17 protein-coding genes are annotated in these 19,536 nt (G+C 60.0%); 5 read left to right on the top strand and 12 right to left on the bottom strand.

Translation table 11 applies throughout. The features are described 5' to 3' along the window. Window positions 1–243 precede the first annotated feature (243 nt). Window positions 244–1,470, bottom strand: coding sequence for an MFS transporter (locus JF539_RS13850; protein WP_207141254.1), 1,227 nt, complete (start codon window positions 1,468–1,470; stop codon window positions 244–246). 218 nt (window positions 1,471–1,688) lie between these two features. On the opposite strand from JF539_RS13850, the gene JF539_RS13845 reads away from it, so the two are divergent. Continuing rightward, entirely contained in the window at window positions 1,689–2,477 is a 789-nt protein-coding gene (locus tag JF539_RS13845; RefSeq protein WP_207141253.1) for an AraC family transcriptional regulator, read from the top strand. A 70-nt stretch (window positions 2,478–2,547) separates the two neighbouring features. Continuing rightward, the gene (locus JF539_RS13840; protein ID WP_207141252.1) at window positions 2,548–2,976 is read left to right on the top strand and encodes a universal stress protein; all 429 of its coding nucleotides are present in this window, start codon (window positions 2,548–2,550) and stop codon (window positions 2,974–2,976) included. Between the two features lie 9 nt (window positions 2,977–2,985). Here JF539_RS13840 and JF539_RS13835 read toward each other — a convergent pair whose 3' ends face one another. From JF539_RS13835 to JF539_RS13805, 7 genes are read right to left on the bottom strand one after another with little or no spacing between them, the layout of a single operon-like run. After that, window positions 2,986–4,101, bottom strand: coding sequence for a hypothetical protein (locus tag JF539_RS13835; protein WP_207141251.1), 1,116 nt, complete (start codon window positions 4,099–4,101; stop codon window positions 2,986–2,988). After that, complete coding sequence (locus JF539_RS13830) at window positions 4,098–5,273, bottom strand: vWA domain-containing protein (protein WP_207141544.1); 1,176 nt, start codon at window positions 5,271–5,273, stop codon at window positions 4,098–4,100. The genes JF539_RS13835 and JF539_RS13830 overlap by 4 nt, the downstream gene beginning before the upstream one ends. Before the next feature lie 56 nt (window positions 5,274–5,329). Further along, on the bottom strand, window positions 5,330–6,406 hold the full coding sequence (locus JF539_RS13825) for a YcjF family protein (protein WP_207141250.1): 1,077 nt from the start codon (window positions 6,404–6,406) through the stop codon (window positions 5,330–5,332). After that, window positions 6,403–7,896: a YcjX family protein gene (locus tag JF539_RS13820; RefSeq protein ID WP_207141249.1), complete on the bottom strand. Its 1,494-nt coding sequence runs from the start codon at window positions 7,894–7,896 to the stop codon at window positions 6,403–6,405. The genes JF539_RS13825 and JF539_RS13820 overlap by 4 nt, the downstream gene beginning before the upstream one ends. Window positions 7,897–7,942: 46 nt before the next feature. Beyond that, window positions 7,943–8,452 carry a SixA phosphatase family protein gene (locus JF539_RS13815; protein WP_207141248.1) on the bottom strand — a complete coding sequence of 170 codons (510 nt, stop codon included), beginning with the start codon at window positions 8,450–8,452 and terminating at the stop codon, window positions 7,943–7,945. 46 nt (window positions 8,453–8,498) lie between these two features. Beyond that, window positions 8,499–9,038, bottom strand: a complete 540-nt coding sequence (locus JF539_RS13810; RefSeq protein ID WP_209017284.1) for a hypothetical protein — start codon at window positions 9,036–9,038, stop codon at window positions 8,499–8,501. A 16-nt stretch (window positions 9,039–9,054) separates the two neighbouring features. Then, window positions 9,055–9,900, bottom strand: a complete 846-nt coding sequence (locus JF539_RS13805; protein WP_207141247.1) for an AAA family ATPase — start codon at window positions 9,898–9,900, stop codon at window positions 9,055–9,057. Between the two features lie 302 nt (window positions 9,901–10,202). Here JF539_RS13805 and JF539_RS13800 point away from each other — a divergent pair, with 302 nt between their 5' ends. The 3 genes from JF539_RS13800 (at window position 10,203) to JF539_RS13790 (ending at window position 15,061) form a co-directional block, all read left to right on the top strand. Beyond that, window positions 10,203–11,588: a flagellar hook protein FlgE gene (locus JF539_RS13800; RefSeq protein ID WP_207141246.1), complete on the top strand. Its 1,386-nt coding sequence runs from the start codon at window positions 10,203–10,205 to the stop codon at window positions 11,586–11,588. A 73-nt stretch (window positions 11,589–11,661) separates the two neighbouring features. Beyond that, on the top strand, window positions 11,662–13,515 hold the full coding sequence (flgK, locus tag JF539_RS13795; RefSeq protein WP_207141245.1) for a flagellar hook-associated protein FlgK: 1,854 nt from the start codon (window positions 11,662–11,664) through the stop codon (window positions 13,513–13,515). Between the two features lie 7 nt (window positions 13,516–13,522). Next, window positions 13,523–15,061 carry a flagellar protein gene (locus JF539_RS13790; RefSeq protein WP_207141244.1) on the top strand — a complete coding sequence of 513 codons (1,539 nt, stop codon included), beginning with the start codon at window positions 13,523–13,525 and terminating at the stop codon, window positions 15,059–15,061. 280 nt (window positions 15,062–15,341) lie between these two features. On the opposite strand, the gene flaF is transcribed toward JF539_RS13790, so the two are convergent. The 4 genes from flaF to JF539_RS13770 all read right to left on the bottom strand — a co-directional run bounded on the left by flaF (window position 15,342) and on the right by JF539_RS13770 (window position 19,491). Continuing rightward, window positions 15,342–15,719, bottom strand: coding sequence for a flagellar biosynthesis regulator FlaF (gene flaF, locus JF539_RS13785; RefSeq protein WP_207141243.1), 378 nt, complete (start codon window positions 15,717–15,719; stop codon window positions 15,342–15,344). After that, entirely contained in the window at window positions 15,601–16,095 is a 495-nt protein-coding gene (gene flbT, locus JF539_RS13780; RefSeq protein WP_207141242.1) for a flagellar biosynthesis repressor FlbT, read from the bottom strand. The genes flaF and flbT overlap by 119 nt, the downstream gene beginning before the upstream one ends. Before the next feature lie 105 nt (window positions 16,096–16,200). Next, window positions 16,201–17,700, bottom strand: coding sequence for a flagellin (locus JF539_RS13775; protein WP_207141241.1), 1,500 nt, complete (start codon window positions 17,698–17,700; stop codon window positions 16,201–16,203). A gap of 288 nt (window positions 17,701–17,988) precedes the next feature. Then, a complete protein-coding gene (locus JF539_RS13770; RefSeq protein ID WP_207141240.1) occupies window positions 17,989–19,491 on the bottom strand; it encodes a flagellin in 1,503 nt (500 codons plus the stop codon). Between the last annotated feature and the right edge of the window lie 45 nt (window positions 19,492–19,536).

Raw genomic sequence — 19,536 nt, 5'->3', positions numbered from 1 at the left:
AAGCCCTTGGCCTTGAACCAAATCTGCTCCGGCAGAATGCTTCAATCTAACCGTGAAAGGCTCTAGGACGACTGGACGCCTTATCGCTCCGTTCAAACTGTCTGGAGCGAATGTTACCCGTTGCTGCCCCGGCTCAAGGCCGGGACGACAAGGTTTTCCGAAAGAGCAGGTTGAGACGCCTGATACCACCCGCAACTAACAGGAACGTGTCATCAGATGAGTTTCTGTTAGTTCTGGTTGGTATTACTCCGCCGGCTGTGTCGACGGTTTTCTGAACCAGAAGTCGACTTCCCGTCCTTCCTCGGGGACGTCAGGAATGAGCGAGGCCAGGAACAGGCTGGCCAGCGCCATGACAGCTCCGGCGAGAAAGACCGCGGCCGGGGAGACGAGCCAGATGAAACCGAACAGAACCGGAATGAACACCGCCGCGATATGGTTGATCGTGAAGGCGACGCCCGCGGTGGGCGCGATGTCGGCCGGGTCGGCGATTTTCTGGAAATAGGTCTTGATGGCAATCGCTATCGCGAAGAAGGCGTGGTCGATCACATAGAGGCTGGCGGCCAGGGTGGCGTTGGTGACAAAGGCGTAGCTGAGGAACACCACGAACAGGCCAATGTATTCCAGGATCAGAGCCTTGCGCTCGCCGAACCGGACGATCAGGCTGCCGATCTTCGGTGCAAGGAGCATGTTGAACGCGCCGTTGAGAAGGAACAGGCCGGCGACTTCGTGGACGTCATAGCCGAACCGTTCAACCATCAGAAAGCCGGCAAAGACGGTGAAGATCTGGCGCCGGGCGCCGGCCATGAAGGTGAGGGCGTAAAACAGCCAGTATCGTTTGCGCAGGATCAGCTTCTTGCGCTGGGGCACACCTTCCTTGAACTGAGGGTAGGCGATCACCAGAAACGCAAGGACGATGAGGGTCAGACCGCCCGCGATCGCAAAGACCACTGTGAAGGACAGATCGAAGGCTTTCCAGCCGACAAAGATCAATCCGTAAGCGATCAACTGCGCGAAGGCTCCGACGGAGATGATCTTGCCCATGCTGGCCGCGGCGGTCGCTTTCGGCAGCCATTGCAGGGACAGCGACTGGGCCATGGTCTCGTAATAGTGGAAGCCGACGGACATGACCAATGTCGTCACGTAGAAACCGATCGCCGTCGGGAAATAACCGGTCACGGCAACCCCGACGCCAAGCAAAAGCAGTGAGGCGTAGGCAAGAGTCTGCTCGCGCATGATCAGGAGCAGATAGACCGCCAGGAAGCTCAGGAAGCCCGGAATTTCGCGGATCGATTGTTGAATGCCGATCTCGCGGCCGGTGAAATCCAGTTCCTGAACGGCAAAATTGTTCATCAGGTTCCACCAGGCGGCAAACGACAATTGCATGGCGCCTGCCATGATCATCAAGAGAACCGCCGGAGACCGCCACCCTTTCGTTTCGTCCGGATGAGCGTTTTGCGTGAAATAGGTCATTCAAGAACCCTGAAACAAGGAAATTCAAAGAGCGTTGTCGGTAGCTTCTAAACCCATTAGAATGTTGCGTGTTAGCGCTGTTTTGTCATCAAATTGCTGCGACCCGCCAAAAATTATCCCGTTGCGTCCTCCTTGACCTGCGGGGCTGGACAGAAAGCAGTGCAGGTGTTCCGCCTTTGCAGCCAAGGCGGACCCTTTGAAGAGGACGACCGGGCTTCATGGGTATTCATCCCGAACTGGCGGAATTTCCCAAGTTTGCGGTTGCCGCGCCGATCATCGGCTACGCGCGGACGCAGCCGCAAGGCCTGAGCAACGACTGGCATGCCCACGACGCCGCGCAGCTTTTTCACGTGGTCAGGGGATCGATCGCCATAGACACCGAACTGGGCACCTTTTTCGTTCCGCCCGAGAGAGCGGTGTGGCTGCCGCCGCGCGTGGGGCACCAGACCCGGTATCTGAGCGACACCGAGATCCGTTATATCTATGTTCAGTACGCCCACACCAAAGACCTGCCGAAAACGCCGCAGGTCATGCAGGTCACGACCCTTTTGCGGGCGCTGATCCTCGAGTTCATGTCCTATCCGAGATCAGAGACGGAGACGGGACCCGCCGCGCGCATTGCCTCTGTGATCCTGGATCAGCTCAAGATGCTGCCGGCCGCTCCCTTGCAGCTGCCCATGCCGCAGGACTTGCGCCTGCGCGCGCTTTGCGAGGAGGTGGTGCGCTGTCCGGCCCGAATTCCGTCTCTGGGAGAAGCCGCCGAGCGGTGCGCCACGTCGGTCCGCTCCTTCGAACGCCGGATCAAGGCGGAGACCGGGCTCAATTACCGCACCTGGTGCCGGCAGGTAAAACTTTTTCGCGCGCTGGAACTGCTTGCGTCCGGGCGAAGCGTGTCCGACGTTTCCCACAAACTTGGCTATGAGGGGCCGAGCGCTTTCGTGGCCACGTTCCGCAAGGCTTTCGGGGTCACGCCCGGCCGCTATTTCGGCGGCGCGGATCTGAATTGATCTGGCTCAAAGCGGACTCCTGCCTGCGGAGCGAAGACTTGTCAGATCTACTGTTTGGGGAAGACTAGCAATGTTCAAGAAAGTTCTCGTGCCCGTCGATCCGGCCGAACCGGAGTTCGCGAAGGAGGCTCTGCAAAAAGCCGCGCAGTTTGCAAGAGACTACGGCACCAAGATTCATCTGCTGGCGGTCTGCCCGGAAGTGCAGAGCTTCGTCGCAAGCCAATTGCCGGAAGGCTGGCAGGAGCGCGAAATCAGCGAAAGCACAGCGGTTCTCGAGGGAATCGGCAAGGAACTGGATGTGCCCGAGGGGGCGGTGGACTGTTACGTCAGGATGGGCGTCGTCTACAACGAGGTGATCGAGGAGGCCGGAAAAGCCGACTGCGACCTGGTTCTGATGACGTCGCACAAGCCGGGGCTTTCGACCTATTTCATCGGTTCCAACGCGGCCCATATCGTGCGTCATGCCCCTTGTTCGGTGCTGGTGCTGCGCGGCGGCTGACAAGAACGCTTAGCCTCGCCGGGTCAGCAGCATGGCGATGGCGATATAGCGGAACGGATAACGTTCCGGATTTGCCTTGAGCAGATCAACGGCCTTTTCATAAACGCGATTGACCAACGTGTCCCTGTCCGGTGTTTCGGGCAGGGCATTGGTGAGCACGGTCTGGGTGAAGGCGCGGAAGAAATTGACGTAATCTGTCGCGTAACGGTCCAGATCTCCGTCAGACCGGAAACGCTCGTTGAACGGGACGGCAATCTCGTAGGATTTGGTCTCTTCTATTTCGAAAAGCCCACCCGCGCCATGACTGTCTTCGGTCACCGGTGCGATCAACTCGTCAAGCGTGCGCATATAGACAGGCTGATAATAGCGCTCGTAGGTCTCCCGGCTGATCTCCCCCTGGTCGACATGGACTAGGACGGCGTCGTTCAAGAGATCATAGAGACCGTCGCAGGTGCTTGCGGCTTCATTGGCGCCGAAGACCTGAACCAGCAATTTTCCGCCGGGAACCAGCTCTCGGGCACGCCTTTGCAAAAACACTCCGACATCCTGCTTCGCCTGCTCCGCAAAGGCGCTCCTGTCGTCATCAGCCACAAAGCCGTTGCCTCGCTCCTTGCTGGGCCCGTTCGGAATTATGTACCCCGGCAAGGCCTCCACCGGCCGGCGGGACAGAAATCCAATGGCATTGAAGGTGGTTGCCAGATGCAGTGACCGGTCGGGCAGAAGCTGGTCGTACATCGAGCCGCCGACGGCTGCGGAGAACACACGATTGCAGTCGAACACCGGTCGACCTTCCGGCCGCAGGTTCAAAAACAGCTTCGAAAAATCATTTGTGGGAAGATCCGAGTGGATCGTCTGAACGGGGCGGTCGGTGCGGGGGAGAAGCGACGCGAGGACGCGTTGCATCACCTCGATCGAATTGCGTCCTTCCGAACAGCCGAAATCGGCGAGGCAGACTGGGCCGCTTCCCGTGACCGGAAGACCCTGCGCTGCCTGGTCCAAGAACGGCAGAACCGCTTCGATGGCCTTCCATTGCGGTGAGGAATTCGCGTTGTAGAAGCCGCCTCCGACCATGCCGGACGTTGTGCTGTGGGCGGAAAAGCCGGTGTTGTCACCCGACGTGCTCATCGGGCCAGTTCCTTCATGGCTTCGGTGAGCCCTTCCACGGTCATCGGGAACATGCGTCCGTCCATCAGCTCGTTGAGCATCTGGATCGAATGGGTGTAATGCCAGTGTTCCTGGCGTACGGGATTGAGCCAGATGGCGTTCTTGTAAAGTCCGGTGACGCGCCGCATCCAGTCGGCGCCCGGTTCCTCGTTCCAGTGCTCGACCGAGCCACCGGCGTAGGCGATCTCATAGGGGCTCATGGACGCGTCGCCGACGAAAACGATCTTGTAGTCGGCAGGGTACTTGTGCAGCACGTCCATGGTCGCGATGCGCTCGGTGTGGCGGCGGCGGTTTTCCTTCCAGACGTATTCGTAAAGGCAATTGTGGAAGTAGAAATGCTCCATGACCTTGAATTCGGAGCGGGCGGCTGAAAAAAGCTCTTCGCAGACACGAATATGGTCGTCCATGGATCCGCCGATGTCGAAGAACAGCAGCACCTTGACGGCATTGTGCCGTTCGGGTCGCATCTTGATGTCCAAAAGCCCCTTGTGGGCGGTCGAGCGGATGGTGCCGTCGAGATCGAGTTCATCGGCCGCGCCGGTGCGGGCGAAGTTTCTCAGGCGCTTGAGCGCCACCTGAATGTTGCGGGTACCGAGCAACTGGGTGTCGTCGAGGTCCTTGAATTCCCGCTTGTCCCAGACCTTCACAGCGCGTCTGTGCCGGCTTTCGTGCTGGCCGATGCGCACGCCCTCGGGATTGTAGCCGTAAGCGCCGAAGGGAGAGGTGCCGGCGGTACCGATCCACTTGTTGCCGCCCTGATGGCGCTTTTCCTGCTCCTTCAGTCGATCGCGCAGGGTCTCCATCAGCTTTTCAAAGCCGCCGAGCGCCTCGATCTGTGCCTTTTCCTCCTCGCTCAGATGCTTTTCGGCGAGTTTGCGCAACCACTCTTCCGGGAGTTCGGTCGCCGGGACATCGCTCATCAGATCGAGCCCCTTGAAAACGTGGCCGAACACCCGGTCGAACTTGTCCAGATTGCTCTCGTCCTTCACCAGGGCGACGCGGGCGAGATAATAGAAGTCCTCGACGCGTTTTTCCGCAAGATCCTGATCCAGCGCTTCCATCAGCGACAGATATTCTCTCAGGGACACCGGCAGGCCGGCGGATTTCAGCTCTGTGAAGAAGGTAATGAACATGGCCGGAGGGTAACGGCGCCGGGAAGGGCTGTCGAGACCTTCCGGGCGCGAACGGATCAAGCGTCTGTCGAGCCTTCCCTTTCTGCCTTCTCGGAAGAAGACACCAGTTCGCCCATGAACTCCGACACGGTCGGTCCGTTGGTGGCGATGAAGGGCGAAGGCCGGCAGACGGCGATGGCGGCGATGCCGATCCGGGCGGTCAGCAGACCGTTGACGACGCCTTCGCCAAGCCGGGCGGAAAGACGCGCGGCGATGCCGTGACCGAGAACCTGGGACGCCAGGCTGTCGCCGGCCGCCATGCCGCCGGTCACCGCCAGGTGAGCCATGACGTGTTTGGCGAGCCGCAGGAAACCGAGCGTTCCGGGCCGCCCGCCATAAAGGGCGGACAGGCGGCGAATGGTTCTCAGGTTCTCGAACAGGACCGCCAGAAGGTCGACCAGCGCACGCGGGCTGACCGCCGTGACGACCGAAACCCGCTTGGCGCTGTTCATGACGATCCGGCGGGCTTCCTGATCGAGTGGCGCCAGAAGATCGCGCTCGGCAAGCTTGACCAGATCCGCTCCGTCGATCACCTCGCGCATATGGCCTGCCAGGATCTTGCGGCCCTGGGCCGTTTCCGGCCGGTCGGCATAGAGCGCCAGAAGTTCCTTCAAAGTGGCGGTCGCGGCCCTGGCATCGTCCGCTTCCGCCGCGGTTGCCAGCCGCTCGCGCAGATGGTCGATCCGGCCGAGCCGGAGCACTCCGGCGATCTCGCGGAAAACCAGTCCGAGCAGACCCAGGGCGGCCAGCGCGGCCAGAGCGATACCCAGCCAGCCAAGCCAGTCGGTTCGGGCAAAAAGGTCGCGGATCAGGCTGTCAACCGCCAGGCCGACCGCCAGGGACGCGAGCCCTCCGAGCCCGATCGTGAGCCATTTTCCGAAATTGAAACCGGTGCGCGGCGTGCTGGCCTCGCGCGGCAGGCGGGGAACGTCCTCTTCCAGCAGGGTTTCGGTGATCAGTGTCTCGTTGGCCGACGGCTTTCGGGTCTCGTCGTCGGTCAACCGCACCTTGCTGTCATCAAGACGGAACGCAGCGGGCTTACGGGTGGAAGGGGGCCCGGACGCCGGGCCTGAAGGGGGAATGGTCCCGGTCATGCCAGTCGGTCTCCAATCAGAAATTCAAGCGCCCGGTCCAAGCGGATATGCGGCAGGGACAGGGTGAGGCCTTCGGCGGTTGTGTCCAGACTGGGCGGTCGGAAACGCAGGAACTGCAGATCGCTCTGCGCGGCCTGGAACGCTGCACGGGCATCTTCAGATAACGATTCAGCTTGTCCAAAAAGCGATTCAACGTTTTCCGGCAAGTCGCCGGGAAACATGGCGATTTCCGTTTCGCCGTCATAGGCGTCACCATTCAGCCGCTCTCCGGGCAGGGGCGTTCCCAGGATGGCCGGCAGTTCCTCTCCCCGGTGCCTGACGGTCGCTTCCCGGGTTGCCCTCACGGCGGCCATCGCGAGAACGTCGACCTCCGCGCCCTTGAAGCGGGCGCGTTCTTCGGCTCTTGACACCAGCCGTCTGAGAATGGCTTCCAGCCGGTCGTGGTCGGAGCGGTGCAAGTGGTCCGCTTTGGTGGCGGCGAAGAGAATGCGGTCGATGCGCCGCGTCAGGATGGACGACAACCAGCTTCGTTTGCCGGGCCGGAAGGCTTCGAGGACTTCGCTCAAGGCCACTTCCAGATCCGCAACCGCATGCGGTCCGGCATTCAGCGCATGAAGCACATCCACGAGAACGATCTGGCGGTCGAGCCTGGCGAAATGGTTCCGGAAGAAAGGTCTCACGACATGGGCCTTGTAGGCCTCGTAGCGCCGCTCCATCATGGCGCGCAACGTTCCGGACCGGGCGGCGGGCGCGTCTCTGGGAATGTCCAGGGGCGCGAAGGTCAACGCGGGGGAGCCGTCCATGTCGCCCGGCATCAGGAAACGTCCGGGCGGCAGCATGGAGAGCGCGTGGGTATCGGCCCGGCAGGCGGCCAGATAGGTCTTGAAACAGCCGGCGAGATTTTGCGCGCTCGGTTCTTCCGCCGGCGCGTCGGGCTGCGCTTGCTTCAGCGTTTCGAGAAAAGGGGCGGCAATCTCTTTGCGATAGTGCGCCCGGGCCCGGTCCAGAGCCTCCCTGGAGAAGGCCGCGTAGTCCTTGGACAGGAGTGGCAGGTCCAGAAGCCATTCGCCCGGGTAGTCGATCAGGTCGACATGCAGGCGGCCCGGGCCGAGCTTGCGATGAATGTAGGACGCGCTTTCATAGTCGATCGTCAGCCTCAGTTCGGCGACCTGGCGGGTGGATTCCGGCCAGACGCGGTTGCCGATCAGATCGCGGACATGGGCCTCGTATTCGAAGCGCGGGACGGTGTCGTCAGGTTGAGGCTGCAGCCGCGCGCCGGTCATGCGCCGGCCCGCAGCCGCGCTGAACACAGGCAGGCGCCCACCGTGGACCAGATTGTGCACCAGTGCGGTCAGAAACACCGTCTTGCCGGCCCGCGCCAGACCGGTCACGCCGAGCCGAAGGCTTGGCACGGTCAGGTCGCTGGCTGCATCGGCAAGGTTCGCCAGGGTCAGCCGGGTTTCTTCCGCAAGTGTGGTCAAAGGGTTCACGGGCACCTCCAGCGCGTGATGTAGGCGCGAAGGCGCTCGAGTGCAATTAAAGGTCCCTCGGCTTGACGAATCTTTCCAGGTGGCCGGTCCTGACTTCAAGCTCCGACCAGTCCGCGATGTCGAAATCGATCACGGCGAGCGCCCCGGTCGGGTACTTTTCCTGGATTTCCGAAAGCGCGTTGCCGTCGCCGGTGCCGGACAGGTTGAAAGCCGTCAGTTCTGTCGCCGGGTTATGGCCGATCACCATAAGGTTCTGCGTTCGTCCGCCGTATTTGCGGATCAGGCCGATATAGTCGTCCTCGCTTTGCCTGTAGAGGTCGGACATCAATTGAATCTGGGCTTCGAACGGCATCTGAGGCAGCAGTCTGGAGAGGGTTTCCCGGGTTCGCTGCGCGGTCGAACACAGGATCTGATTCGGTAGCAGGCCGTTCTCTTTCAGATACCTTGCCATTGTCTGAGCGGCCGCCTTGCCGCGCGCATTGAGCGGCCGGTCGATGTCCGCAAGATCGGAATCTCCCCAGTCGGATTTGGCATGTCTCAGAAGCAGGAGGCGCATGGTTTCGTTCAGCCTAATGGTATTGCGGGCCAGCCGTCCGGCCGGGTCAGTTCTGAAGGGCCAGCGCGTCGGTGAAGACCTCGAGCGCCGGTCCGACTTCTCCTTCCTGGGCGGGCAACGTGTAAGCGATCCACAGAGTATAGTCCGCCTTTTCGCCGGAGAAATACCAGAAGGTTTCCAACAGGCTCGACGGTGTCCAGTTCCGTGTCCGGAACGAGATGCCGGATGCGGCGGCGCCGCTCATTTTGACCGGTTCGAAGCCGGCGGACTTGTAGTTTCTGGAAAAGGCCAGCGCTTCACGCCGTCCGGTGCCCAGGAGGTGCTTGCGCAGGACGGCGGTGAGGCCGTCCTGACCGGTATAGATGCATCCCGCCAGACTGACGCCGTCGCTTGCCATGGCCTTTACCCGGTAAAACGACCCGATCGTGTCGGGGCAGCGTAGCCCGGAGAAATGGCTCAGACCGCCGACATCGCTCTGCCAGCCTGCTTCCTCCTCGGGTGGAACCTGAGCGCGCGCAGGAAGGGCGCAGAAGACGGACACAAGCACGACGGCAATCGGAAGCAGGGCTGCGGGCCGTTGAGGCAAGATGTTTTCCTCTTGTTTAGCTGCGTTCCCGGCGGGCCATGAATGCAAGACGTTCGAAGAGGTGAACGTCCTGCTCGTTCTTCAGAAGCGCGCCATGCAGCGGCGGGATCAGTTTGGTACTATCCTGTTGACGAAGCGTTTCGGGATCGACGTCTTCGTTCAAAAGAAGTTTGACCCAGTCGATCAGTTCGGAGGTCGACGGCTTCTTTTTCAGTCCGGGCACATCGCGCACCTCGAAGAACAGGCGCAGGGCTTCGTTCAGCAGGCGCTTCTTCAGGCCGGGAAAATGGACTTCGACGATCTCGGCCATGGTTTCAGGGTCGGGAAACTTGATGAAATGGAAGAAACAACGGCGCAGGAAAGCGTCCGGCAGGTCCTTTTCGTTGTTTGAGGTGATGATGACTACCGGACGCTGTCTGGCCCGGACGGTCTCGCCCGTCTCGTAGACATGAAACTCCATACGGTCGAGTTCCAGGAGGAGGTCGTTGGGAAATTCGATGTCGGCCTTGTCGATCTCGTCGATCAGAAGGACAGGCCTTTCCGGGGCGACGAAGGCTTCCCAGAGTTTGCCCTTGCGGATGTAATTGTTGATGTCCTGCACCCTCTCGTCGCCGAGCTGGCTGTCGCGAAGACGGGAAACCGCATCGTACTCGTAAAGGCCTTGCTGCGCCTTGGTGGTCGATTTGACATGCCATTCGATGAGCGGGGCCTTCAGTGCCTCGGCCACCTGGGCGGCAAGAACGGTCTTGCCGGTGCCGGGTTCCCCCTTGACGAGAAGCGGGCGTTCCAGGGCAACCGCGGCGTTGACGGCGATCCGCAGGTCTTCCGTTGCGATATAGTCGTCGGTTCCTTCAAAGCGCATATGGTCATCCATTTCGTTTCAATCCGCGGAAAAGTGGCAGGCTCCGACCGCGGACGCAAGTCCCCGAAAGCCGCTAGGCACCGGAGGGATAGTCTTGCCCAGCTTGTGTGGAAGTTTTTGCCCCTTCGGCCTGAATTGCCGGGAGTCCGGACATGCTCGGAAATCATAGTGTAACACCTAAATAATTGGAAAGGCTTGGAAAAAATTGGAAATGTCGGAGTTGGCACGTCCTTTGCGGGGAGGGAGGCGATTTTGGGCGGATGCCCGCGTCACTGTGCCCAAGGCAATCAAGAGGATGAAAAATGGGTATTTATGGGGCTATCAATTCGGCGGTTTCCGGACTGACCGCGCAGGCAACGGCTCTTGAAAACATCTCCGGTAACGTCGCCAACTCGCAAACGACCGGATACAAGCGGCTCGACACGACCTTTTCCGATCTTGTCGCGGGCGGCGGAGCCAATCAGTTCCAGCAGGTCTCCGGCACCACCTTTGCCACTTCCCGTGCGACCAACACCGTTCAGGGCGATATAACGTCCGTCGATGTGGACACCTACATGGCGATCAACGGGGAAGGGTACTTCGTCGTGACCAAGGCGGCCGATGTGGTCGATGGATCGACGACGTTCGCTGAGGAAACCTATTATACCCGCGGCGGCGACTTCGAGCGCGACCAGGAAGGCTACCTGATCAACGCGGCGGGCTATTACCTGCAGGGCTTTCCGCTCGACCCGATCACCGGCAATCCGGTGGGCGACAATCCGACCGTGGTCCTGGTGGACAATCAGCCGCTGCCGGCCTCCGCGACCACAACTGTGGAGTATCAGGCCAACCTGCCGCGCGTTCCGCAAACCAACGATTATGACGGCTCGATTGCTTCCGCCTTGCTGGACTCCGGTGTCACCGCAAGCGCGGACATTCCGGTCGCGGACGAACTCGCCTTCCTGGACAGCTCCATTTCCGGCGGTTCGATCACCATCTACAATGACAACGGCACGGCGATGAATGTCGAAGTCCGCTACGCGAAGATCGCGAACGCGGATGTGGGGCCGCCCGTTGTGCTCGATACCTGGGGCATGTACATCAACACCGATGGCGACGCGACCAATTCCTGGTGGCACGTCGGCGATGCGGATTTCACCAGTTCCGGTGCGCTCAACTCCCTGACCGCGGGTTCGATCGGTGCGGTCAACGGCACCGGCGACGGCTTCGACATCGCCTCTCTGGTCATCGACGGATCGACCGCGACCAACGTCGAGGTCACGTTTTCCGGCGGGGATCTGACCCAGTATTCCGATCCCGACGGAACGGCGAGTTCGGTGTCTCTCGACCAGGACGGCTATCCGGCGGGTGAGTTGACCAGTGTCACCGTTGACGAAGCGGGCAGGGTGATCGCCAACTATTCCAACAGTCAGCGCCGGGCGGTTTACGAGATTCCGCTGGCGACCTTCGAAGCCGAGCAGTATCTGCAGCGTGTCGATGGGGCGGCTTTCGCTTCGACGACATCGTCCGGAGCGGCCGATCTGTCCGGGGGCGGGCAGATCCTGTCGAAGAAGCTGGAGCTCTCCAACGCGGACATCGCGGACGAGTTCTCCAAACTGATCATTACCCAGCAGGCCTACTCGGCGAACTCCAAGGTGGTCACCTCCGCGGATGAGATGCTGGACGATGCCCTGAACATGGTCCGGTAACATCCTGACCGCCGACGGGTTCTGACCCGTCGGCCCGTCCGGTTCAGTCGCGTTAAACCAGGGAGACGCCGCAATGGGTCTGACAAGCGCCCTCAACACCGCGGTCTTCGGAATTTCCTACAATCAGCGTCAGTTGGATGTTACGGCAACCAACATCGCGAACGCGGATACGGCCGGCTATTCCAAGAAAACGATTTCGGCGGACGCGTTTTTCGATGGCCAGGGAAACGTCGCCGGGATTACGGCGACGGAAATTCGCCGTGTCGTCAACGAACAGCTTCAGACAGATTACTTCAATTCGCTCGCCGATACGAATTACGCCAAGGAAATCGCCGACTTCACCGACAGGCTGGACGACATTTTCGGCACGATCGATGACGATAGCGGTCTGGCGGCCCTGTCGACGCAGTTGTCTTCCGCGCTGTCCATTTTGATCAACGAGCCGGGGAGCTACGCCGCGCAAAAGGAGGTCGTCTCGGCCGCCGAGGCCATCGCCCGGGAACTCAGCACCTCCTACGAGCAGATCGCGGACCTGCGGCAGGAAGCGGATACGTCTCTGGCCAGCCAGACCGAGACAGTGAACAATATTCTTTCAAGTATCGAGGATATCGACGAGACCATCCGCGAAGCGGAGCAGGCCGGCGTGTCCACGGCGGACATGGAAGACGAGCGCGACAGGCTCCTGGAGCAGCTTTCCGGGTACATCGATGTCGATGTGAGCAAGGACACCGACGGCACGCTGTTCATTCAGACCGCCGACGGACAACAGCTCTATGCCGACAATCGGGCATCCACCCTGAGTTTCACGCCCACGCATCTGCTTCAGCCCGGACAGGCCGGCAACACGGTCACCGTCACGACACCGGGCGGTTCCACCTACGATCTGATCTCCGCGTCCCGGTCAGGGACACTGGTTGCAACAGCAGAGCTCAGGGACGACATTCTGGTCGAGGCGCAAGCGCAGCTGGACACGATCGCGGCGGAACTGTCGCTTGCCTTCTCGAACGTCACGGTCGACAGCACGGCCGTCACGGTCGCGCCCGATACCGGTTTCGATCTCGACGTCTCCGCTCTGCAGCCCGGAAACACGATTTCCCTGGAATACACGGACAGTTCGGGCGTCGAGCAGTCCGTCACCCTTGTGGCGGTTGAGGATCCGTCGCTTCTGCCTCTGGACAATTCGGCGACCGCGGATCCGAACGACACGGTTTTCGGGATCGATATATCCAGTGGAACGGAAGCGACCTACATCACCAACATCATTGCCGCGCTTGGCGCCACCGGCCTTCAGGTCAGCAACAACGGATCCGACGAGCTGCGCATTCTGGGCGATACCGGCGCGCCGACCAGCGTCGAGAGCCTGACCGCCGACGTGACGGTCACGGCGAATACCGACCAGGGGCTCGGCCTTGCGATTTTCGTTGATCAGCGCGATGGGCCGGAGCTTTTCACCGACGCGCTGGAGGATGGCAGCCAGCGTCTTGGCTTTGCGAGCGGCATCCGGGTCAACCCGGATCTTCTGACCGACAGCGCGCTTCTGGTGAACTATCAGACGACGCCGACGGCCAACACCGCGAACGATCCCGCGCGGGCCCAGTTTCTGGCGGATGCCCTTGCGTCCGGCACCGCGTATTTCGACCCGGCTGCGGGCATCGGCAGCGCTTCGTCGCCGTTCCAGGGAACGGTGCTCGATTATGTCAACCAGACCGTGGCGTTCCAGGGCAATCAGGCCGAAGACGCGGCCACCTATCAGCAGGCCAAGGAGACCCTCACCGTCAACCTGGCGATCCGCTACGAGGAAAGCTACGCGGTGGACCTCGATACGGAACTGGCCTTCATGGTGCAGCTTGAGAACGCCTACGCGGCCAATGCCAGGGTGATGCAGACCATCAACGAGCTCTTCGACGAGCTCCTGAACATCTTGTAGTGAAACCATGACCGTCTCTTCCATAACCACCTCACGGACCTATCTGACGCGCCAGCTCGGCGAGCTGAACGACCTCCTGTCGGAAAAGACCACGCAGTTGGCGCGCGGCAAGAGCGGAACGACCTACGGGGAAATCGGCGACCGGAGGCTCCTCGATATCGAACTGACCCAGAAAGTCAGCATGATCGAGACCTTTCAGCAGACAATCACGATCACCGATCTGCACCTGAAAACCATGACCATGTCGCTCGAAAGGCTGGAGGATATTCGGCAAGACGCCAAATCCGCCCTCGATTCGAACGATTTCGTGCTTCAGGACGACGGTCAGACCCAAACCCAGTCCCGGGCGGAACTCCTGTTGAACGAAGCGGTCAACATCCTGAACACGGAAGTCGCCAGCTTTTATGTCTTCGGGGGAACCGACGCGGTGAACGATCCGGTCGCGACCATCGATGCGATTTTGAACGGCGCGGATGGTCTCGACGGGCTCCGGACGGTCATGAGCGAATATCAGGAGGCCAATCTCGGCGCGACGAATACCGGCCGCACGACCACATCCGCATTGACGACGAACTACGCCCCCGGGCCGATCCCGACGGATTCCACGTTCACGATCGCCGAAGACGGCGCCCATGATTTCGGTTTCGATATTTCCGCCGTCACGTCGACCCTGACCAATGTCGCGATCACAGGTCCGGCGGCCGCCGATCCGGATACCGTCGACATCCAGTTCACCGGGCAGCCGAACCTGGGCGAGACGATCTCCGTCGAGCTGACCCTGCCGCCCACTCATACCGAGACGGTTACCATCGAGTTCACGGCGGCGACCTCCAACGAGACCGAAGGCACATTCGCCATCGGTGCGGATCTTGAGGAAACGGCGCAAAACCTCAGGGATGCGATCGCCGATGAAATCGAGCACCAGGCGCTGACGACCCTGAAGGCGGTTTCCGACGAATGGGCGTCCGACGAGTTTTTCAGCACGTTTTCCGGTGCCGAACCGCAGCGCGTGGACGGTCCCCCCTTCGATACGGCGACGGCCCTGATCGCGGGAGGGACGACCACGACGGCCTGGTACACCGGCCGGAATACGGTCACGACCGATGCCCGGGAGGACAAGAACGCGGTCGTCGATTCGAATTTGACGGTGAACTACGGCGTCAGGGCGAACGAGGAACCGATTCAGGAACTGGTTCAGGCCCTTGCCGCTTTCGTGGCTGCGGATTTCTCCGGCGGCACGGCGACCGACGAAGAGTACTACAACACGTTGTCCGCCAATCTGCGCTCTCTGCTTCACCCGGAAGGGGTCGACCAGTCAGGGATCGTCGACATCGCGACCGATATCGCCATCACCCACCGCACGGTCACCCAGACCGACGACCGGCACGTCCTGATGAAAAGCAGCTACGAGGGAACGATCGCGGAGATCGAAGGCGTCGATCAGGACCTGCTGGCGGCCGAGATACTGCAACTGCAGAACACCATCGAGGTCTCCTACCAGGCGACTGCCATCGTGTTCAACCTGAGCCTGTCCGACTATCTCTGATAGCGAGCGCGGCTGACAACCCTCACGAAGTCATTCCGGACAGCGCGCCGCGAAGTTGTGTCGCGTGAGCCGGTATCCAGCTGACAAGCACGAGCGGCAGCAAGCACCTTCTCTCATATCTATCTGATGTAACTTGAGTATTGGGCGCCTTTGGCGCAGACGATTTCCGGATCTGTGCATAGCTCCGCTGCACTTGTCCGGAATGACCGTCTGACGGTTTGTCAGTAAAAGAAGGCCGGAACGTCAGTCCGGCCTTTCTTCAAACTTTGGTGAGTGCGGATTATTCTTCCGGCTCCGCGCGCAGTCCCTCGGCGATCGAGCGGTTGATGCTTATGATCGAGTTCAGTTTCTCGGGATTTTCCGTCGCAATCACATCGAATGTCTGTTTGAAAATGAAAACAGCCAGCGATGCCATGTTGTTCTTGATTGCTTGCGGCAATTGACTGCTGTCGCTCGTCGCGGAGGTTACAAGAACCGTCCATAGCTTACGGTTGTAGACCAGTGCGTCGTCCTTTTCCGCAAGCGAGGACTCTTCCCACTCATCCTTGATCAATTGCAGCCGGGCTGCGGCTTTCATCAGCAGATTCGCTTCCAGCTCCCTCGGTGACACCGCCACCTGGCTCGCTTTCTGGTAAGCCTGTGCTGCCTGCTTGTACATGACCGATCAGCTTCCCTTCATATTCGATGAGCTTGCGTGCTTCTTTCAATGCTTTGTAGAAGGCGCCGGCTAAAATCGCGTTGCTTATCCTTGTGACGTACGGGATGGTACTCGGAGCCGCTTTTACGATGTCGTTGACGAGGGTGAAGTAATTCTCCTGAATCTTCTCCATGTCGTTCGACAGATACATCAGCTGAACGGCCAAATAGATCCGTTTAGCCGGCGTATCGGCGGTTGCCGGGGTCAAAATATCCTTTTCCCGCAGAATGGGCGCCTGGCCTTCGATAAATAGGCGGGTTCGCTGATTATCGTTGGTGATGACACTGTCACCGATGATGATCCGTTCGCCCGGTTTCAGCTCGACCTTGAGCGCCATTCCGTGACCTCCACGCTTGAGTATCCGCGAGAACATTAACAAATTGGTTAACGTTCCCGCCCAATACCTTAATGATTAGCACTGCTTGTATTAACCGTAACGGCCTTAACCAAACAGGCTCAAGACGCTCTGGTCGGCCTGGTTTGCCAGGGACAGGGCGGTTGAGGAAAGCTGCTGGCGGGTCTGCAAGGCCAGCATGTTCGCGCCTTCCTCGTTCATATCGGCAATCGTCAGTTCCCCGGCGCCGACTTCGAGCGTGTTGATGAGATTCTCGGTGAAGTCCGTCCGGATTTCAACCGTGGAAAGCGCCGTACCCATCGACCGGGCGGCGTTTCGAAGTTCATCGAGTGCCGCATTGATGGCCTGCAGCGTTCGATCGATGTCTGTGTCGCTCTTGAAATCAGAGGCGGCGGCGCTCAGGCCGACCACTCCGGTCGTGCTGCCGACCGTCATCCGGTTGAAGTCGCTGTTGGAACTGCTGATGTCGAAGGAGACTTCCCCGATCAGGCTCACCATGCCGCCTGAGAAAGTCGCGTCGAGCCCCTTGACGTTGTTGATGAAGTTCACCAGGTCGCTGACCGTGGTTTCTTCGTCGATTTCGATGGAGGCCGGCTCGAAACCGTTGCCGTCGGTAATCGTGATCGTGTCGCCGGCCTGGAAGCCGCCGGAAGTGATCAGCGTGGCCGTGGAACTCAGCGCGGTCACGGTCGTAACCGTCGCCGCACCGGTCGCGCTGCCGCCGCCCGTCGTCGTACTCGGAGCACCCGCCGCGGCGTCCTTGGCGATGCTGATGGACGATTCGAGACCGGTCACGATCGTGATGGAATCGGTCGCCTCGTCGAAGCTTGCATGAATGCCGGGCTGATCGTCGAGGGCATCGATATAGTCCTGAACCGTGACAATATCGGTGCCGACCGTCAGTGTAACCGTTTCCGTCCCCTGGGTGATCGTGACGTGGTCGCCGTTCTGCCAGTTCACCAGGTCGGTCAGCTGAGAGGAGGCCTGCAGGCCTGTCAGGGTCACGGTGGACGAGCTGCCATACATGTTGAAGGACGATGTACCCGTCCCGCCCGTGTCGAGGTCGTCCAGATTGAGACCGTCGTCCAGGGTGGTGTCGGTGAAGTCGACCGGATCGACCGTCAGGTTGGACGTGCTGTCCTCGTTGAAGATCACTTCCAGTTCGTTGCCTGCGCCGGCAAGCAGGTTCTTGCCCTTGTAGCTGGAGTCCCGCGCCATGTCCTCGATCTGCTCGAGGAGGTCGTTGTACTGCTCGGCGAATTGCTTGCGCTCGTATTCGCTGGAGGTCTGCAGCGCCTGATTGGCGATGGCCTTGGCCGACTCAACCAGCTTGGTGATCGATGTGATCCCCTTGTCGGCTGCCTTCAGCGTCTGGACCGACTGACCCATATTGTCGAGCAGATTGGCAAGATCTCCCGCCCGGTCGTTCAGGGACTGGGCCGTGAAGTAGGAGTTTGGATTGTCGAGCGCCGTGTTGACTTTCAACCCGGTCGCAAGCCGGTTCTGCGTCAGCGACTGCAAATCGGCCGTTTGTTTGAGCGACAGCAGGTTGTCGCGGACTGCGCTGGAAAGAACAATATCAGGCATCAGACTTCACCGCTTTTTCTCTTCAGTACTCGGGAAGGGCTGCTCTGATCGGCACTAAGTAGAGCGCGCACCTTGACCATAAAACTGAACAGAAAGTTAATCCGCGATGCACCGGTTAACCTGCTGTAAATAAAAGTTACCAAAAGATTTCTTTTAAGTAGCTGATTCCTCAGAGGAAAAATTTTGAGTGTTTCAAGTGCTTCCGGGCAAAATGAAAGCGGCGGACCATAGGCCCGCCGCTTTTGTTTGTCTGAATGTAAATTCCTGATTCGACTGATTCTATCGCGCTTAGAAGAGCGAGAGCACCGTCTGATCCGCCTGAGAGGCGAAGGACAGGGAAGTCGAAGCGAGCTGCTGACGGGTCTGCAGGGCCAGAAGGTTTGCGCCTTCTTCGTTGGTATCCGCCAGAGTCAGCTTGCCGGCACCTTCTTCCAGGGTATTGATCATCGTCGTGGTGTAATCCTGACGGATCTCAATGGTGGAGAGATTGGTACCGAAGGAGGAGGCCTGGGACCTCAGGTTCGACAGGGCGGTGTTGAGCCGGTCGACGACACGGTTGATGTCGTTGTCGGTCGCGAAGCCGCTGTCGGTCAGAGCCGTGATCGATACACCCGTACTCGGAGTGCTGAAGTTGTCGCTCGCGAAGTTGGCGTTGTCACTTTCCAGCGACAGGTCGGTTTCGGAGAGAATGTTCAGCGATCCGGAAGCAGACGTGAAGTCGGCTTCGACACCCTGGAAGTCGTTGACGAAGTTGACCAGGTCGTCGACGGTGGTGTCGTCCTCGATTTCCAGCGAACCCAGTTCGTAGCCGTTACCGTCCGTCAGGGTCAGCGTGTCGCCGACCGCGAAGGAGGCGGTGTTCGACAGGAGCGCGGACGTGGTGGCAAGGGCGGTTGCAGCAACTGCGAAGCCGGTCACGGTCGCGGTGAGCGACGTGCTGGTTGCGACGTAGAAATCTTCATCGCTGTAGATATTCAGCTCGCCGCTCGAGTTGTCGAACTCCGCACGGACACCGTCAACGGCGTTCAGTTCGTCGACAAGGTCCTGGACGGTTGAGCCAGCCGTCACGGTGTTACCGACGGCTGCCAGGGCAGTCGTGGTTCCAGCTGCGTTGTTGACGAACTGAAGCGTGTGACCGGCCGTGAAGGCGTTGGAGTCGGACAGCGTCGAGCTGGTGTTCAGCGTGGTGGTGCCGTCCGTCAGAGTGATCGTGGTCTTGCCGCCACGCAGTTCCATCGCAGCCGCACCACCTTCGCCTTCGACGAGATCGGAGAGGTTCAGGCCGTTGGAGAGCGAGGTTTCGGTGTAGTCGACAGCGGAGATCTTCAGCTTGGACGTGGAGTCTTCGTTGAAGATCGTCGTGAGATCGTTGCCGTCGCCTGCAAGCAGGTTCTTGCCCTTGTAAGAGCTGTCTTTGGCGACGTCTTCGATCTGGATCAGCAGTTCGTTGTACTGTTCGGCGAATTGCTTGCGCTCGTACTGGCTCTGCGTCTGCAGGGCCTGATTGGCTTTCGCTTTTGCCGACTCAACCAGCTTGGTGATGCTGGTGATACCCTGATCGGCGGCTTTCAGAGTCTGAACGGACTGACCCATATCGTCCAGAAGGGTGGACAGGTCGTTCGCGCGGGCGTTCAAGCCGGACGCGGTGAAGAAGCTGTTCGGATTGTCCAGCGCGGAGTTCACCTTCTTGCCGGTGGCCAGTTTGTTCTGGACATCGGACATGAAATTCGCGGTGGTCTGGAGCGTAAGGAGGTTTTGCCGAACGGCAGCGGACAGCGTGATGTCAGCCATCTTAGTTTATCCCTTTCCTGGGTCACTGGTACTGCTGCTCTTCCT

Origin of the sequence: Roseibium aggregatum, from assembly GCF_017309185.1 — a bacterium.
In the GTDB taxonomy this organism is placed as follows: domain Bacteria; phylum Pseudomonadota; class Alphaproteobacteria; order Rhizobiales; family Stappiaceae; genus Roseibium; species Roseibium aggregatum_B.
Note: the sequence above shows the minus strand (reverse complement) of the source record. Positions and strands in the feature narration are given on the sequence as shown.

What these genes read in the sequence shown, in the direction of transcription:
- JF539_RS13850 (WP_207141254.1), bottom strand. Translation starts at nt 1,470, where the DNA reads ATGACCTATTTCACGCAAAACGCTCATCCGGACGAAACGAAAGGGTGG.
- JF539_RS13845 (WP_207141253.1), top strand. Translation starts at nt 1,689, where the DNA reads ATGGGTATTCATCCCGAACTGGCGGAATTTCCCAAGTTTGCGGTTGCC.
- JF539_RS13840 (WP_207141252.1), top strand. Translation starts at nt 2,548, where the DNA reads ATGTTCAAGAAAGTTCTCGTGCCCGTCGATCCGGCCGAACCGGAGTTC.
- JF539_RS13835 (WP_207141251.1), bottom strand. Translation starts at nt 4,101, where the DNA reads ATGAGCACGTCGGGTGACAACACCGGCTTTTCCGCCCACAGCACAACG.
- JF539_RS13830 (WP_207141544.1), bottom strand. Translation starts at nt 5,273, where the DNA reads ATGTTCATTACCTTCTTCACAGAGCTGAAATCCGCCGGCCTGCCGGTG.
- JF539_RS13825 (WP_207141250.1), bottom strand. Translation starts at nt 6,406, where the DNA reads ATGACCGGGACCATTCCCCCTTCAGGCCCGGCGTCCGGGCCCCCTTCC.
- JF539_RS13815 (WP_207141248.1), bottom strand. Translation starts at nt 8,452, where the DNA reads ATGCGCCTCCTGCTTCTGAGACATGCCAAATCCGACTGGGGAGATTCC.
- JF539_RS13805 (WP_207141247.1), bottom strand. Translation starts at nt 9,900, where the DNA reads ATGCGCTTTGAAGGAACCGACGACTATATCGCAACGGAAGACCTGCGG.
- JF539_RS13800 (WP_207141246.1), top strand. Translation starts at nt 10,203, where the DNA reads ATGGGTATTTATGGGGCTATCAATTCGGCGGTTTCCGGACTGACCGCG.
- flgK (WP_207141245.1), top strand. Translation starts at nt 11,662, where the DNA reads ATGGGTCTGACAAGCGCCCTCAACACCGCGGTCTTCGGAATTTCCTAC.
- JF539_RS13790 (WP_207141244.1), top strand. Translation starts at nt 13,523, where the DNA reads ATGACCGTCTCTTCCATAACCACCTCACGGACCTATCTGACGCGCCAG.
- flaF (WP_207141243.1), bottom strand. Translation starts at nt 15,719, where the DNA reads ATGTACAAGCAGGCAGCACAGGCTTACCAGAAAGCGAGCCAGGTGGCG.
- flbT (WP_207141242.1), bottom strand. Translation starts at nt 16,095, where the DNA reads ATGGCGCTCAAGGTCGAGCTGAAACCGGGCGAACGGATCATCATCGGT.
- JF539_RS13775 (WP_207141241.1), bottom strand. Translation starts at nt 17,700, where the DNA reads ATGCCTGATATTGTTCTTTCCAGCGCAGTCCGCGACAACCTGCTGTCG.
- JF539_RS13770 (WP_207141240.1), bottom strand. Translation starts at nt 19,491, where the DNA reads ATGGCTGACATCACGCTGTCCGCTGCCGTTCGGCAAAACCTCCTTACG.